This is a genomic window from Actinoplanes sp. NPDC051537 (assembly GCF_055586105.1).
Genome location: NZ_JBVJIU010000015.1, coordinates 88,620 through 103,479, shown reverse-complemented (window position 1 = coordinate 103,479; position 14,860 = coordinate 88,620). Strand labels below are relative to the sequence as shown.

12 protein-coding genes are annotated in these 14,860 nt (G+C 72.4%); 4 read left to right on the top strand and 8 right to left on the bottom strand.

The window, feature by feature from the left end:
* Positions 1 to 57 precede the first annotated feature (57 nt).
* On the bottom strand, positions 58 to 261 hold the full coding sequence (locus tag ACZ6TB_RS33040; RefSeq protein ID WP_465561073.1) for a hypothetical protein: 204 nt from the start codon (positions 259 to 261) through the stop codon (positions 58 to 60).
* Positions 262 to 372: 111 nt separating this feature from the next.
* Here ACZ6TB_RS33040 and ACZ6TB_RS33035 point away from each other — a divergent pair, with 111 nt between their 5' ends.
* On the top strand, positions 373 to 1,086 hold the full coding sequence (locus ACZ6TB_RS33035; protein WP_465561070.1) for a lysophospholipid acyltransferase family protein: 714 nt from the start codon (positions 373 to 375) through the stop codon (positions 1,084 to 1,086).
* 75 nt (positions 1,087 to 1,161) lie between these two features.
* Here ACZ6TB_RS33035 and cspE read toward each other — a convergent pair whose 3' ends face one another.
* Positions 1,162 to 1,365 (bottom strand): transcription antiterminator/RNA stability regulator CspE, encoded by a 204-nt coding sequence (gene cspE / locus ACZ6TB_RS33030; RefSeq protein WP_030442529.1) that lies wholly within the window; start codon positions 1,363 to 1,365, stop codon positions 1,162 to 1,164.
* Between the two features lie 238 nt (positions 1,366 to 1,603).
* Here cspE and ACZ6TB_RS33025 point away from each other — a divergent pair, with 238 nt between their 5' ends.
* On the top strand, positions 1,604 to 1,999 hold the full coding sequence (locus ACZ6TB_RS33025; RefSeq protein WP_465561067.1) for a pilus assembly protein CpaE: 396 nt from the start codon (positions 1,604 to 1,606) through the stop codon (positions 1,997 to 1,999).
* On the opposite strand, the gene ACZ6TB_RS33020 is transcribed toward ACZ6TB_RS33025, so the two are convergent.
* The 5 genes from ACZ6TB_RS33020 to ACZ6TB_RS33000 all read right to left on the bottom strand — a co-directional run bounded on the left by ACZ6TB_RS33020 (position 1,996) and on the right by ACZ6TB_RS33000 (position 12,277).
* Complete coding sequence (locus ACZ6TB_RS33020) at positions 1,996 to 5,397, bottom strand: ATP-dependent helicase (protein WP_465561064.1); 3,402 nt, start codon at positions 5,395 to 5,397, stop codon at positions 1,996 to 1,998. The genes ACZ6TB_RS33025 and ACZ6TB_RS33020 overlap by 4 nt on opposite strands.
* Positions 5,394 to 9,467, bottom strand: coding sequence for an ATP-dependent helicase (locus tag ACZ6TB_RS33015; protein WP_465561497.1), 4,074 nt, complete (start codon positions 9,465 to 9,467; stop codon positions 5,394 to 5,396). The genes ACZ6TB_RS33020 and ACZ6TB_RS33015 overlap by 4 nt, the downstream gene beginning before the upstream one ends.
* A 77-nt stretch (positions 9,468 to 9,544) precedes the next feature.
* The gene (locus tag ACZ6TB_RS33010; protein WP_465561062.1) at positions 9,545 to 10,567 is read right to left on the bottom strand and encodes a LacI family DNA-binding transcriptional regulator; all 1,023 of its coding nucleotides are present in this window, start codon (positions 10,565 to 10,567) and stop codon (positions 9,545 to 9,547) included.
* Between the two features lie 386 nt (positions 10,568 to 10,953).
* Complete coding sequence (locus ACZ6TB_RS33005; RefSeq protein ID WP_465561057.1) at positions 10,954 to 11,499, bottom strand: LOG family protein; 546 nt, start codon at positions 11,497 to 11,499, stop codon at positions 10,954 to 10,956.
* 1 nt (position 11,500) lies between these two features.
* On the bottom strand, positions 11,501 to 12,277 hold the full coding sequence (locus tag ACZ6TB_RS33000) for an LOG family protein (RefSeq protein WP_465561054.1): 777 nt from the start codon (positions 12,275 to 12,277) through the stop codon (positions 11,501 to 11,503).
* Between the two features lie 188 nt (positions 12,278 to 12,465).
* Here ACZ6TB_RS33000 and ACZ6TB_RS32995 point away from each other — a divergent pair, with 188 nt between their 5' ends.
* A complete protein-coding gene (locus ACZ6TB_RS32995; protein WP_465561052.1) occupies positions 12,466 to 12,648 on the top strand; it encodes a hypothetical protein in 183 nt (60 codons plus the stop codon).
* A gap of 39 nt (positions 12,649 to 12,687) precedes the next feature.
* Here ACZ6TB_RS32995 and dapE read toward each other — a convergent pair whose 3' ends face one another.
* Positions 12,688 to 13,761, bottom strand: a complete 1,074-nt coding sequence (gene dapE / locus ACZ6TB_RS32990; RefSeq protein WP_465561050.1) for a succinyl-diaminopimelate desuccinylase — start codon at positions 13,759 to 13,761, stop codon at positions 12,688 to 12,690.
* A gap of 98 nt (positions 13,762 to 13,859) precedes the next feature.
* Between dapE and dapD the strand changes: the two genes are divergently transcribed.
* Positions 13,860 to 14,807, top strand: coding sequence for a 2,3,4,5-tetrahydropyridine-2,6-dicarboxylate N-succinyltransferase (gene dapD, locus ACZ6TB_RS32985; protein WP_465561048.1), 948 nt, complete (start codon positions 13,860 to 13,862; stop codon positions 14,805 to 14,807).
* Positions 14,808 to 14,860: the final 53 nt, after the last annotated feature.

The window sequence follows — 14,860 nt, the reverse complement described above, 5'->3', positions numbered from 1 at the left end:
ACACCACGCCGCTGAGAATCGGGTCACGGCGGCGGTGGCCGATGATCGAGCCAGGCGCTACGGCGTCAGCGCGGCGCCGCCGTCCGGCTGCTCGTCGCCGACCAGGCGGACGACGTGGTCCTGCACGGTCGCCACCTCGGTTGCGCCGGGCGGCGTCGCCGGGTACCACGGCGCGAAGACGACGACCAGCACCAGGGCCAGGCCGACGCAGGCCACGGCGAGCACGAACGCCAACTCACGACGGGCGGGCGTGCTGCGCATGTGTGTCTCCCCCCGTCGGCGCACAGTCGTCTTAGGTAAAGACGCACCAGAGCCCTCACTGGTTGCACCCCGATCCAGCCGATCTTCAGGGAGTTCGGCTACCGTCTTTCCATGGAACTCGTGTATCCCCCGGTCATCGCCTTAGCCAAGACGATGTTCCGCGCGCTCGACCTAGGCATCCAGGTCGACGGCGCCGAGCACATCCCGCGTGAGGGCGGTGCGGTGCTGGCGAGTAACCACGTGAGCTACCTCGACTTCATCTTCTGCGGCCTGGCCGCCCAGCCGGCCAAGCGGCTGGTCCGCTTCATGGCCAAGAAGTCGGTCTTCGACCACAAGGTGAGCGGCCCGCTCATGCGCGGCATGCGGCACATCCCGGTCGACCGCGACGCCGGCGCCGCCTCGTTCCGCGAGGCGACCAACGCGCTCAAGGGCGGCGAGGTGGTCGGCGTCTTCCCCGAGGCGACGATCAGCGAGTCGTTCACGGTGAAGGAGCTGAAGTCGGGCGCGGTGCGGCTGGCGCGCACGGCCAAGGTGCCGCTGATCCCGATGGTGGTCTGGGGCCCGCACCGGCTCTGGACCAAGGGGCACAAGAAAGAGCTGACCAAGCGGCACGTGCCCGTGCTGATCAAGGTGGGCGAGGCCATCGAGATGCCCAAGGGCACGTCGCCCGACGCGCTCTCGGCGGTCCTCAAGGAGCGGCTCAGCGGCCTGCTCGACGCGGTCCAGCGGGCCTACCCGGAGAAGCCGTCGGGCCCCGACGATCGCTGGTGGCTGCCGGCGCACATGGGTGGCACCGCGCCGCTGCCCGAGGCCGCCGCCGTATGAAAAGCAAGGCGCTATGAAGAACGGCGCCGCACCCCTGGCGGGATGCGGCGCCGGACTTGTTGTTGACCTCGTGAATCAGACAGCGCGGATGTTCGCGGCCTGCGGGCCCTTCTGGCCCTGGGTCACCTCGAACTCGACTCGCTGGTTCTCCTCGAGGCTGCGGTAGCCAGACATCTGGATCGCGGAGAAGTGGGCGAAGACGTCGGCGCCGCCGTCGTCGGGGGTGATGAACCCAAAGCCCTTGTCCGCGTTGAACCACTTCACAACGCCGGTAACCATGATCGTCTCCTCGACGGTCGATCGCTCCTGCCCATTATGGACAGGTGCGAGGTGGTAAGACCCGGATTCTCCGAGTCTCGTGTCGCCGTACTGATCGCCCGCACCGGAGAACCCGGGTTACGACAAAGAGCGCCTGGGGCAGAATTCCCCACAGGCGCTCCTAAGTACTTGGCAAACCAAACGAACAACGGCTGGAGCGTAGCACGACTGAGGAGGCTCGGCGGTGATCGGCGCACAAATGGCATCACGACTGAAAGAGGCCGGGCTCGCATGGAAACCCACGCTCGGCGATCGCTTCGCGATTCCCGACCGTGACCTGGACGAAGAGGTGTTCGTCCTGAGCAACATGACCATCCAGGTGTACTCGGTGCCGGAGGGACGGGTGATCGGTTTCAACGGCACCACGGAGTGGGCGCTGGACGACGTCGAGATCGACGAGGCGATCTGGCTTCCGCGGGAGGACCAGCTGCGGGAGCTGCTGGGCGGCACCTTCCGGCAACTGCGGCGGGATCTTGACGCGTACGAGGTGAGCATCGACCTGCTCGGGGAGGAACGGCGCTTCGAGGCGCCGACGGCCGAAGAGGCGTACGCCGGCGCCCTGCTGCATCTGCTCGCCGCGGCCGGCGCCGCCTAGGGACCGGTCTCCGGAACCTCCGCCACCAGGGCGGCCAGCGCGTCGGCGTCCAGGAGATCGTGCGGGCGCACGGTGACCTGCTCGCGCACGTAGTGGAAGCCGGCGCGCACCCGGTTGACCGGCACCCCGGCGAGCGAGGCCCAGGCGATCCGGTACGCCGAGAGCTGCACCGCGGCCGCCTCGGCCTCGACCCCGGTCGGTCGCCGGCCGGTCTTCCAGTCGATCACGTCGTACCGGTTGGCCGGCTCGGCGAAGACCGCGTCCATCCGGCCCCGCACCACGACACCGGCCACCGAGGTCGCGAACGGCACTTCCACCTCGACCGGGGTGCGATCGGCCCACTCGCCACTCAGGAACGCCTCCTGCAGGGCGGTCAGCTCCTCGTCGCCGGCCGCGTCGTCGTCGGCGGCGCCCGGCAGCTCGTCGATGTCGATCAGGCGGGCCGAGCCGAACCGCTGCTCCAGCCAGGCGTGGAAGGCGGTGCCGCGGCGGGCGTACGGCGCGGGCCGTTGCGGAAGCGGCCGGCGCAGCGATCGGGCCAGCCCCTGCGGGTCGCGCCGCAGCACCACCAGCTGCGACACCGAGAGATGGCCGGGCAGCGCCACCTCGATCGGCCCGTCCCGGCGCGACCGCTCGTCCCGCTCGGCCAGCAGCAGGTCGGCCTCCCGCCGCCAACGGGCGATGTCCGGATCGTCGGACGCTTCCGCTTTTGCTTCGGGTTCGGGCAGCCCCACCAGGTCGGCCGCGAAACCGGCCCGGGCGGCGATCTCCGGCTCGCTCGCGGCCAGGTCGGCGAAGGCCTCGGCCACGGACGCGTCGGGGTCGGCGATCATGCGGCGGATCAGGTCGGCCGCCGCGGTCATGGCCGGGCGGCGGCGGCCCAGCGGGTCGAACGGCCACTCGGCCGCGGCGACCTCGGCCCCCGACGGGTTCGCCTCGTCCGGGGCGGGCTCCGGCGCCCACGCGGTGACCAGGCCGGCGCCGGCCTCGCAGGTCGCGCGGATCTCGTCGAGGAACACGGAGGGGCCGCGCGGCTTCTTGACCGCCTCGCCCCACCAGTAACCCGAGCAGAGCAGCAGGCGGCGGGGGCGGGTCACCGCCACGTAGGCGAGCCGGCGCTCCTCCCGCTCGTCGTGCTCCCGCCATTTGCGCCCGAAGTCGGAGACCGCCGCGACCACGCCCTTCTGGTCGGTCGCGTCGGCGAGGTCGAGCTCGGGCAGGCCGTCGGCGTCGCCGCGCAGCGGGAACGGCAGCACGCCGATGCCCATCAGGTAGTGGTCGCTGGCCCGGACCAGCCCCGGCCAGACGCCCTTGCTGAGGCCGGCCACCGACACGACGTCCCACTCCAGGCCCTTGGCCGCATGTGCGGTGAGGATCTGGACCGCGCCCTCGACCACGTCGACCTGGCCCGGCTCGAGGCCGCGCTCCTCCTCCTCGGCCGCGGCCAGGAACGCCAGGAAGCCGGCCAGGGTGCCGCCGTCGGTCTCGGCCGCGTAGCGGGCCGCCACGTCGCCGAGCGCGTCCAGGTGACCGCGGGCCAGTCCGGCGTCGCCGGCCCGCCAGCCGCGCACGGCCACCTCGACGTCCAGGCCGATGGTGCGCTCGATGTCCGCCACCAGGTCGGGAAGGGGCTGGTCGAGGCGCTGCCGCAGGGCGCTGAGCTCCCGGCTGAACGTGCGGAGGCGGGCGTAGCCCTCGGCCGAGTACTGCTGCGGGGCGCCCAGATCGGCCATCGCCTCGATCAGGGTGGCGTCGTCCAGGTGGTCGGCCAGGAAGTCCTCCGGGTCGGCGCGGTTGACCACCTCGGCGCGGGCCGCGGCCAGGCCCCGGGACCGGCGGTGCAGGGCCACCAGGTCGCGCGGGCCGATCCGCCAGCGGGCGCCGGTCAGCAGGCGGAGCAGCGAGGCGCCGTCGGTCGGGTCGGCCAGCACCCGCAGCGTGCAGACGACATCGCGTACCTCCGGGGTATCGAGCAGACCGCCCAGGCCGACCACCTCGACCGGCAGGCCCCGCGCGCGCAACGCCTGCTCGATCACGGGGATCTGGCTGCGCACCCGCACCAGGACGGCGCTGGTCGGCCGCTTCTCGACGGGGATCTGCTCGGGCGCCGCGTCGAGCATGCCGGCCGTGATCTGCCAGGCCCGCAACATCTGGTCGGCGATCCAATCGGCCTCATCCGCGTACGTCGTGAGCAGCGCACAGCTCACCGTCCGGCCCCCGACGCTGGTCGCCACCCGCGGTGCCGCCTCGAGCGTGGCCACCCGCGCGCCGGCCGCCCGCAGCGGCCGGGACAGCTCGTTGGCCACCTGGAGGATCTCGGGCCGGTTCCGCCAGCTCTTGGTCAGGCTCAGCACCCAGGCGTCCCCGCCGTCCGGTCGCGTGAACTCCCCCGGAAAGCGGTCGAGCGTGCCCGCCGACGCCCCGCGCCACCCGTAGATCGACTGGCAGGGATCGCCCACGGCGGTGACCGGGTGGCCGCCGCCGAAGAGCGCGTTCAGCATCGTCACCTGGGCGTGGCTGGTGTCCTGGTACTCGTCGAGCAGCACGATCCGGAAGCGGCCGCGCTCGATCTCGCCGACCGCCGGGTGATCGCGCGCGACCCGCGCCGCGCGGGCCATCTGGTCGCCGAAGTCCATCGCCTCGATGTCGAGCTTGCGCTGCTCGAACAGGCGCACGAGGGGCAGCAGCGTGAGCCGGTGCCGCTGCCGCTGGAGCACGTCGGCGACGTCCTTGTAGACCCGGCCCGGCAGCTCCTGGACCTCGGCGAAGAAGCGGCCGGTCCAGGCGGCCAGCTCGTCCGGGGCGACCAGGTGCTCGGCGAGCTCGGAGGCGAGCGCCAGCACGTCGTCGGTGACGGTGCCGGGCGCGCGGTTGAGGCCGGTCATCTCGCCCGTGTAGGCGCGGACCAGCGAGTCGACGATCTGCCAGCGGGCGGCCTCGGTGAGCAGCCGGGCCGACGGCTCGTAGCCGGCGCGCAGTCCGTGCTCGGTGACGATGCGGGCCGCGTACGAGTGATAGGTCGAGATCGTCGCCTCGCCGACCAGCGCATCGTCGCGTCCCAGTCGCCGCACGAGCTGGCCGAGGCGGGCCCGGACGCGGTGGGCGAGCTCGCCGGCGGCCTTGCGGGTGAAGGTGAGGCCGAGGATCTGGTCGGGGTGCGCATAACCGTTGGCGACCAGCCAGACGACCCGGGAGGCCATCGTCTCGGTCTTGCCCGAGCCGGCGCCGGCCACCACCAGCAACGGCTCGACCGCGGCCGAGATGATCGCGGCCTGCTCGGCGGTCGGCGGCGGCAGGCGCAGCAGCCTGGCCAACTCGGCCGGCGTGTAGCGCGGTCCCGAGTCGGCACGACGGCGTGGCGCCGCCGGTTCGTCGGCGAAGAGGCTGGGCTGGGTCACTGCGTATCTTCTACTACCTGGCGCCCCTTGCCGGAGATCGGGCAGCTGGTGCGGACCGGGCAGACCCGGCACCGGCTGTTCGCCACCGCGGCGAAGGTCGCGGCGGCCATCGTCTCGGCGGTGCGGCGGACCATCGCGTACGCCCATTGCGGGTCGGTCGCGTCGGAGAGCGGAACCTGCATCTGCTCCCGCGCGTCCTTGCCCGGCCCGAGCTGCACCAGCGCGGCGCCCCCGCTCTGATCGCCGTGGTCGCCGAACGCCCCCGCCTCGACCGCCGCCTGATAGCCGGCGAGCTGAGCGTGCTCCCCGAGATCGGCCGCGGAGACGGTGGTGGTCTTGCCCGTCTTGAGGTCGATGACCACCAGCCGCCCCTCCTCGTCGATCTCGAGCCGGTCGACCCGGCCGGTGAGATCGATCGGCCGCTTCTCATCCTCGAGCCGCACGGTGAACTCGTGCTCGATGGCGAGCAGCCGCCGCGGATTGGCGGCGAGCCAGCGCAGAAGCTTGTCCACCATGCCCTGCGCCCGCTCCTGCTCGGGGCCGGCCAGCCACCGGGCGGCGAGCTCGATCGCATCGAACCGGGCCGAAACATACTCGACCAGCTTCTCCCGATCGGAGTTGGCATCCTCGGCGAGCATGGCGGCGGCGTGCACCAGATTGCCGACCCCTTGCGCCGGCCCCGGCGGCGCGGCCCCGCCATGCCGTTCGAGCAGCCATCGAAGGCTGCACCGGAGCGCGCTCTCCATCGAGGACGGCGTGACCTTGACGGGATCCCCTTCGTCGACGAGCGGTCGATCGTCGGAGAGCGGCCGAAGCCCCCACCACTCGTCCGGATGCGCCCCCGGCACCCCCGCGGCGGCAAGCTTGGCCAGCTCAGCGGCCGCGGCGCGCCGCCGGCTCGGCGTCTGGTCGGCGCCCACCACGACGGTACGCAGTTCCGCGACGAGCCCCGCGAGCGTCAGCGCGCGTGGCGCCCGGCCGACGGGCAGCTCGCCCTCGGCCCGCAGGCGTTCCCGCCCGTCGTCGCGCGCAGGCGCCTCTTCGCCGCCGTCGCCCACGGGCGCCTCGCCGCCGCCGTCACCCACGGGCGCTTCGCCGCCGCCGTCAACCACGGGCGCCTCGCCGCCGCCGTCAACCACGGGCGCTTCGCCGCCGCCGTCAACCACGGGCGCCTCGTCGCCGCCGTCGCCCTCGGGCGCTTCTTCATCGCTGCCGTCGCGTTCGCGCGCCCCTTCGTCGTCGCCGTCGCCGCGGTCGGGCCTTCCCCCACTGCCGCCGCCCGAAATATCCGTCGTATCCGGCGGTCCGGTGGACTCGTCACGCGCCCCGGACTCCCACGGGTCCGGGCCCGAGGGTCCATCGGGCGGAGGCGGATCGTCCGGGCCATCGACCGGATCGTCGGGTGGGGGCGGCGGGCCGTCGGCCGAGCCGTCGGACGGCCCCGGCAGGTGCGAGACGAGCTCGGTGAGAAAGCGGCTGGGCTGCTCCTCACCCTCGGAGCCGCCGACGCCGGCCGACGCCACGGCGGTGACGACGAGTCTCTGTCGGGCGCGGGTGGCGGCCACGTAGAAGAGGCGTCGTTCCTCGTCGAGCAGGGCGGACGTCTCGCCCACCACCGCGGCCCGGCCGGTGGCGGCGCGGCCGGCCAGCACGTCGACCAGGCGTTCGGAACCGAGCAGGCTGCCACGCAGGCGCAGGTCGGGCCAGATGCCCTCCTGCACGCCGGCGAGGACCACCACGTCCCACTCGAGGCCCTTCGCCGCGTGCGCGGTGAGCAGCCGCACGGCCTCACCCCGGTCGGCACTCGGCGCGATCGAGTCGGCCGGCAGGTCCTGCCCCAGCACGTGATCGAGGAACACCTCGGTGCGGGCCCCCGGCAGCCGATCGACGAACCGGGCCGCCGCGTCGAAGAGCACCACCATCGAGTCGAGGTCGCGGTCGGCCGCCTCGGCCCGCCACTGCCGGGCCCGGCTCACGTCGGCGTCGTCGGAGAGGCCGGTGCGGGTGCTCATGCCGTACCACCGGTCGGCCAGCCCGCTCTCCCGCCAGACCGTCCACAAGACCTGCTCGGCGGTGGTCCCCGGCTCGGCCGCCGCCTCCCGAGCCGTGGCGATCAGCCGCGCGACGGTCTGCGCCGGCACCGCCCAGCGCCGTTCCACCAGGTCGAGCCCCGCCGGATCGCGAACGGCGTCGACCAGCAACTCCCCCGAGGGCCGCCGGTCACCGGCCGCGAGCGCGAGAGCCCGCAGCCCCTGCCGCAGCCGCCGCTCGGCCAGCGGATCGGCCCCACCCAGCGGCGAGTGCAACAGAGCGACGGCCGCCTCTTCGTTGAGCGACTCCGGATCGAGCGCACACCGCAGCAACAGCAGGAACGGCGCCACGGCCGGCTGCAGATGAAGCGGCATGTCCTCGGCATGGGTCACGGTGGGCACGCCGGCGGCGGCGAGCGCCCGCTGGAACGAGGGCAGCTGCAACGAGGTGGACCGCAACACGACGGCCATCCGCGACCACGGCACCCCATGCAGCAGATGAGCTTCCCGCAGAGCATGAGCGACGTACGCCGCCTCGGCGGTCGCCGCCCGAAATGTCCGCACGACCGCTCCGGCCTCAAGCGCTCCGCCGACAGGCCCGCCCGGCGCAGGGGCAGGCTCATTCGCGCCGGCAACATCGCCCCCGCCGCCCCCCGTCGAGGGCGAGGAACCGCCCGGAGCAGTCGAATCGGGCGAGGCAAGCGAATCGGGCGAGGACGATGGCCCGGGCACGACGGATGCGGACGTGTCAGGGCCGGCGGCCGGCGCTGCAGAGGCAGGTGCGGCAGAGCCGCCCGCCCCAGATGCGGGCGCGGCAGAGCCGGGCGCGGGCGTGGAAGAGCTGGGCGTGGAAGGGCCGGGCGCGGCAGGGCCGGGCGCGGCAGGGCCGGGCGCGGCAGGGCCGGGCGCGGCAGGGCCGGGCGTGGAAGGGCCGGGCGCGGCGGCCGCGGCAGGCCCAGGCGCGGCCGGCCCGGGCGCAGCGGCCGCAGCCGGCGGGTGCATCGGCCGATGACCGATCGCCCCCCGCATGTGGCGGGCCACCCGGGTGGTCGCGGTCAGCACCGGCGAGACCGCCCGGTAATTCGTGTGCAGGGTGATCGTCTCGGCGAGGGCGCCCGACGCGGTGCGGAACTTCGTCGGGAACGTCGCGACCGCGGTGGGATCCGCGCCGCGGAAGCCGTAGATCGAGGAGTCGGGGTCGGCGAACGCGACCAGGGGCTTGCCGCCCGCGGTCACCTGGGCCAGCAGGTCTATCTGGGCCGGGTCGGTGTCGGCCAGCTCGTCGACGTAAACGTAGGCCAGGCGGTCGCGCTCGGCGGCCAGCAGTTCCGGGTCGTCGGCCAGCAGGCCCGAGGCGGCGCGCACCAGCTCGGCGGGGTCGTAGGCGGTCGAACCGCGGGTGGTGACGTCGCGCAGGGCCAGGACCGCGACGTACTCCCGCAGGAAGCGGGCCGCGGCCGGCCAGTCGTCGCGGCCGAGGCGCTCGCCGAGGCGGGCCAACTCGGCGGCGCCGATGCCGCGCTCGGCCGCTCGCTGCATCAGGTCGCGCAGCTGCTGGGCGAAGGCGCGGGTGGGCAGGGCCGGGCGCAGCGCCTCGGGCCAGCCGATCTCGTCGGGGACCGACGGGTCGCCGACCACCGAGAGCAGCTCGCGGATGATCAGGTCTTGCTCGGGGCCGGTGAGCAGCCGGGGCGACGGCTCGCCGCGCTCGGCCGCGGCCCGGCGCAGCAGCGCGTAGGAGTAGGCGTGGAACGTGCGCACCAGCGGCTCGTGCATGATGCGGCCGCGGTCGCCGGCGATGCGGGCCTCGATGCGGTCGCGCAACGCGGTGGCGCCGCGGCGGCCGAACGTCAGCACCAGGACGCGCTCGGGGTCGACGCCCTCGGCTATCCGGGCGGCGACGGCCTCGACCAGCATCGTCGTCTTGCCGGTGCCGGGGCCGCCGACCACCAGCAGCGGGCCATCGACGTGGGCGGACACGTACTGCTGGACCGGATCGGGGCGCAACGAGGGCAGCGTGGGTAGCGGTCGCCGGACCAGACGATAGGCAGGCCGGCGCACCGAGGCGGAGGGGGCCGGCGTGCTCACGGCATCAAGGAAACCACGAGGGTACGACGTTATTCGCAGCGCGGTTTGGCGACCGACTCGCGCCGCCCGATCGGCATCGGCACGCGCTGCACCGCGGGATCGGTGGACGGCCCGAGCAGCGTCTCCACCGCCTGCCAGCCGAGCCGGTAATGCGGCAGCCCGATGCTGGTGAGCTGGGGTCGCAGCCAGGCGGCGAGCTCGGAGTCGTCGAAGGAGAGCACCGACACGTCGTCGGGGATGGCCACGCCGGCTTCCCGCAACGCCTGGTAGGCGCCGAGCGCGATCCGGTCGTTCAGGCAGATGAGGGCCTTGGGCTCGAGTCCCTCGGTCAGGACGCGGCTGACCGCCTCGTACGCCGAATCGGGCCACCAATCGCAGTCGATCGTCCCCGCGAGCCGCGCCCCCGCCTCGCCCAGCCCCTCCTTGATCCCGGCGAGCCGTTCGCGGGAGGCGAAGACGCCGCCGCCGGGATGGCCGACCAGGTGGATGCCGCCCCGGTGCCCGGCCTCGAGCAGCGTGCGGGCCGCGTCGACGCCCGCCGCCATCTCGTCCGGGATGACCGCGTGATGGGCCGCCCGCGTACCCCGGCTGAGGCAGTTGAGAAGAACCACGGGCCGGTCGCGCAGCAGCTTGGGCACCCGGACGTAGCGGGTGAACATGCTCGCGTAGAGGAAGGCGTCGACCTGCCGGTCGAGGAAGTCGGCGATCAGCTTCTCCTCGATCACGGTGTCGCCCTCGGTCTCGCCGATGAACAGCAGGTGCCCGCGCGAGACGGCGGCCGCCAGGCTTCCCTGGATCACGCGGCCCGCGTACGGGTCGGAGGCGATCGTGTCCGAGATCAGCGCGATGGTCTTGGTGACCTTCGTCCGGAGACTGCGCGCCATGAGGTTGGGCCGGTAGTCCAGCTCCTGGGCCGACCGGAGCACCCGTTGCCGGGCGTCTTCGGAGATCCTCATGTCCTGGTGACGTCCGGCCAGGACGAAGGAGGCCGTGCTGCGGGACACGCCGGCCCGCTGCGCGACCTGCAGAAGGGTCGCCCGTTGCGGGGCCATGCCAGGCAGTGTTCCACACCGGATGAACGGCGGCGAAAACCGCACAATGTCATTGTGCGATTACTGATCGACATGTCTTGACGTGTCCCGGCAGCTGGGCGCAGCGTAAAGCTAAATGCTTCTAGCAGTCGGGCCCCTCACCCGCAGGCCCCCTGCCGGAGCGGCAGCGCCGCATCGCACCGTTCCGGCAGGGGCCACCCCTGCGAGATCCGAGGCGTCCCCCGGCGAGTTGCGACCCCGTCGGGTAACCGGCGCGAGCGCACCGAGCGCGTCCGGTGAGAGCGCGTTTCTGGCGCGCCCCCGGGTCTCCGGCGGGCTCGCCGGGGTACGAATCACGCCGGGTGGGTGTGGTGACACCCACCCGGCGTGATGCTGCCCGCAAAGGGCTACGGAAGCGCGCGCTCGATCTCGTCGAAGGCCTCGCCGATCGACTTGGCGATCATCACTCGTTCGAGGGCGGCCGTACGGACGAAAGCCGTGTCGGCGAGCTGCCCCAACCAGGAGATCAGCCCGTCGTAGAACCCGGTCGGGTCGAGCAGCACGATCGGCTTGGCGTGCAGATCGAGCGTGGCCGTGGTCCAGACCTCGAACAGCTCGTCCAGCGTGCCGAGGCCGCCGGGCAGGGTGACGAACGCTTCCGACCGGTCGATCAGCAGGTTCTTCCGGCTGCCCATGTCGTCCGTGACGATCAGCTCGTCCGAGCTCATGTCGGCGACCTCGAGGTCCACCAGGGACTGCGGGATGACCCCGAGCGTGTGCGCGCCGCCGGCCCGGGCGCCGTCCGCGACCGCGCCCATCATGCCGACGCAACCGCCGCCGGAGACCAGCGTGTGCCCGCGGGCGGCGAGCTCGGCGCCGGTGTGCGTGGCCAGATCGAGCCACTGCTGATCGAGCTTGTTGGAGGAGGCGCAGAAGACGCCGATGGCGGCCACGTCACCGCTTCCCGCTGGTCTCGGCGAGGGCCGCGTCGGCATCCACGATGATCTGTACCGCCTCGTCCACGTCGTCGGTCACCTGGATGAGCTCGAGGTCGGAGTCGCTGACCTTGCCATCCTTGAGCAGTGTCTGCCTGATCCAGTCGAGCAGGCCGGACCAGTAGTCCGAGCCCATCAGGATGACCGGGAAGCGGGTCACCTTCTTGGTCTGCACCAGGGTGATCGCCTCGAACAGCTCGTCGAGCGTGCCGAAGCCGCCGGGCAGCACCACGAACGCCTGCGCGTACTTCACGAACATGGTCTTGCGGACGAAGAAGTAGCGGAAGTCGATGCCGACGTCGACCCAGTCGTTGAGGCCCTGCTCGAAGGGCAGCTCGATGCCGAGCCCGACCGACATGCCGCCGGCCTCGGTGGCGCCCCGGTTGGCCGCCTCCATCACGCCCGGCCCGCCACCGGTGATCACCGCGTAGCCCGCCTCGGCCAGGGCCGCGCCGAGGTCGGCGGCCATCTCGCACTCGGGGCTGTCGGGCTTGCTGCGGGCCGAGCCGAAGACGCTCACCGCGGGCGGCAGGTCGGCCAGGGTGTCGAAACCCTCGACGAACTCGGACAGGATGCGCAGCGAGCGCCAGGCGTCCTTGGTCTTCCACTCTCGCCGGTTGCTCGAGTCGAGCAGTTTCTCGTCGGCCGTGCTCGAGGGGAGGGATTCGCGGCGCAGCGTGACCGCTCCGCGGTGACGCTCCGGCTCGTGTGGCCGCCGTTTGGTGCTGTCCGTCATGCCTAAAAGGTAGTGCGGACGGTCAGTAGGCGGTGAATAACCGGTTGGGTTTCGGTAAGAGGATTGCGACCGGCGAACCTTTTTGCCAGATTGAAGCAACGGACGGTAGCTCTGGAGCGTCTGTACAGTTACGAAATCGACGGCACGGCGCCCAGTCTCGGCTGGGTTCCTGGGCTAAGGGAGCCACCGTGACGAACCGATACGAACGTCTGAAGGAACAGCGCCGCATGCAGCGCCGCATCCGCCTCGTGGTCGAGGAGCGGCGGATGTCGCGCGCCGAGACCAAGCCGCCGCATGATCCGGAAGCCACCATCGAGATCCCGCCGCAGGCGTTGCGGGCGATCGGCCGCGTGACGGTCCAGGTCATTTAAAGGATCAAGACCGGTTTCCGGTACGGGCGGAGCACCCGCCTAATACGCGGACAGCCACCGGTGCAGCGTCGCCGCGCCGTCCCTGATCTTGCCGATCTCGACGTGCTCGTCCGGCGCGTGCGCGAGCAGCGGGTCGCCCGGGCCGTAGTTGAGCGCCGGGATGCCCAGCGCCGCGAACCGCGCGACGTCGGTCCAGCCCAGCTTGGCCGCCGGTTCCTCGCCGACCGCGGCCAGGAACTCCCGGGCCGGCTCGGCGGTCAGGCCGGGCAGCGCGCCGGGGGCCGAGTCGGTGAGCTCGACCTCGAAGCCCTCGAAGACCTCGAGCACGTGCTCGAAAGCCTGCTTCTCGGTGCGGTCGGGGGCGAAGCGCAGGTTGACCTCGACCTCGCACTCGTCCGGCACGACGTTGCCCGCGACCCCACCCTTGACGCGTACGGCGTTGAGCCCCTCGCGGTACGTGCAGCCGTCGATCGTGACCGTCCGCGGCCGGTAGTCGTCCAGCCGCCGCAGCACCTCGCCGGCCGCGTGGATCGCGTTGACCCCGCGCCAGGCCCGGGCCGTGTGCGCCCGCCGGCCGTGGGTGCGCACCAGCGCGCGCAGAGTGCCCTGGCAGCCGGCCTCGACCACGCCGTACGTCGGCTCGAGCAGCACCGCGAAGTCGGCGAGCAGCCACTCGGGGTGCTGCTCGGAGACCAGGGTGAGCCCGTTGTACTGCGACTCGATCTCCTCGGCCTCGTAGAACAGGTAGGTGACGTCGTAGCCGGGGTCGGGCAGCGTCGCCGCCAGGTGCAGGGCCAGCGCCGTACCCGATTTCATGTCCGACGTGCCGCAGCCGTAGATCAGGTCGTCGACCACCGTCGAGGGGAAGTTGTTGTTGATCGGCACCGTGTCGAGGTGACCGGCCAGCACCACCCGTTGTTCCCGTCCGAGATCGGTACGGGCCATCACCGTGTTGCCGAGACGGTCCACACTCAGGTGCGGCGCCTTGCGGAGGACCTCCTCCACGCAGTCGGCGATCACCTTCTCGTTGCGGGACACGGACTCGATGTCGACCAGGGCGCGGGTCAGCTCGACCGGGTCGACCAGCACGTCCGGGGTCAGCGGGTTGGCCATAGGGCGCACCATACCGGCCGTGGGTGAATCAGCTTCGGACTTACGATCCTCGTCACGCGCCCACCGGCCGCCGGGGCGCCTTTAGTAGGGTCTGATACGTGGAAATCGCGATCTCGACCTCGCCCGCGTGGGGCATCGGCCTCGCCACCGTCACGGCCGACGGGCAGGTTCTCGACACCTGGTTCCCGACCGGCTACCTCGGTCTCGGGGAGGGGCCGGCCGAGCCGTCGGCGCTGCCCGCCGGGCTGACCGGTCCGCGCGCGCTGCCCGGCCTCACCGTGGTCGAAGTGAGCGTCGCCATCGAGTCGCTGGCCGACCCGATCGTGGACGCTTCCGACGCGTACCTCCGCCTGCATCTGCTCTCGCATCGCCTCGTGGTGCCCAACTCGATCAACCTCGACGGCATCTTCGGCACGCTGTCGAACGTCGCCTGGACGTCGGCCGGCCCGTGCCCGCCCGACATGGTCGACGAGCTGCGCCTGCTCGAGCGCGCGGCCGGCCGCCACCTGGCCGTCCACGGTCTCGACAAGTTCCCGCGGATGACCGACTACGTCACCCCGGCCGGCGTGCGCATCGCCGATGCCGACCGGGTGCGGCTCGGCGCCCACCTGGCCGCCGGCACGACGGTCATGCACGAGGGCTTCGTCAACTTCAACGCCGGCACGCTCGGCGTCTCGATGGTCGAGGGCCGCATCGTCCAGGGCGTCGTGGTCGGCGACGGCTCCGACATCGGCGGCGGGTCGTCCATCATGGGCACGCTCTCGGGCGGCGGCAAGGAGCGGGTCTCGATCGGCGAGCGCAGCCTGATCGGGGCGAACGCGGGCATCGGCATCTCGCTCGGCGACGACTGCGTGGTGGCGGCCGGCGTCTACATCACGGCCGGGTCGAAGCTCACCCTGCCGGACGGGCGGGTGGTCAAGGCCCGCGAGCTCTCCGGGCAGGACAACCTGCTCTTCTGGCAGAACTCGGTGACCGGGACCCTGGAGGCGCGGCCCCGGACGGGCACGGGCATCGAGCTCAACTCGGCCCTGCATTCCAACGCCTGAGCCCCTCCAACGGCTGAGCCGCTCCAACGGCTGAGCCGCTCCAACGGCTGAGC

Excerpts from the sequence above, each read along its gene's own strand:
- ACZ6TB_RS33040 (WP_465561073.1), bottom strand. The coding sequence starts at position 261 with ATGCGCAGCACGCCCGCCCGTCGTGAGTTGGCGTTCGTGCTCGCCGTG.
- ACZ6TB_RS33035 (WP_465561070.1), top strand. The coding sequence starts at position 373 with ATGGAACTCGTGTATCCCCCGGTCATCGCCTTAGCCAAGACGATGTTC.
- cspE (WP_030442529.1), bottom strand. The coding sequence starts at position 1,365 with ATGGTTACCGGCGTTGTGAAGTGGTTCAACGCGGACAAGGGCTTTGGG.
- ACZ6TB_RS33025 (WP_465561067.1), top strand. The coding sequence starts at position 1,604 with ATGGCATCACGACTGAAAGAGGCCGGGCTCGCATGGAAACCCACGCTC.
- ACZ6TB_RS33010 (WP_465561062.1), bottom strand. The coding sequence starts at position 10,567 with ATGGCCCCGCAACGGGCGACCCTTCTGCAGGTCGCGCAGCGGGCCGGC.
- ACZ6TB_RS33000 (WP_465561054.1), bottom strand. The coding sequence starts at position 12,277 with ATGACGGACAGCACCAAACGGCGGCCACACGAGCCGGAGCGTCACCGC.
- dapE (WP_465561050.1), bottom strand. The coding sequence starts at position 13,761 with ATGGCCAACCCGCTGACCCCGGACGTGCTGGTCGACCCGGTCGAGCTG.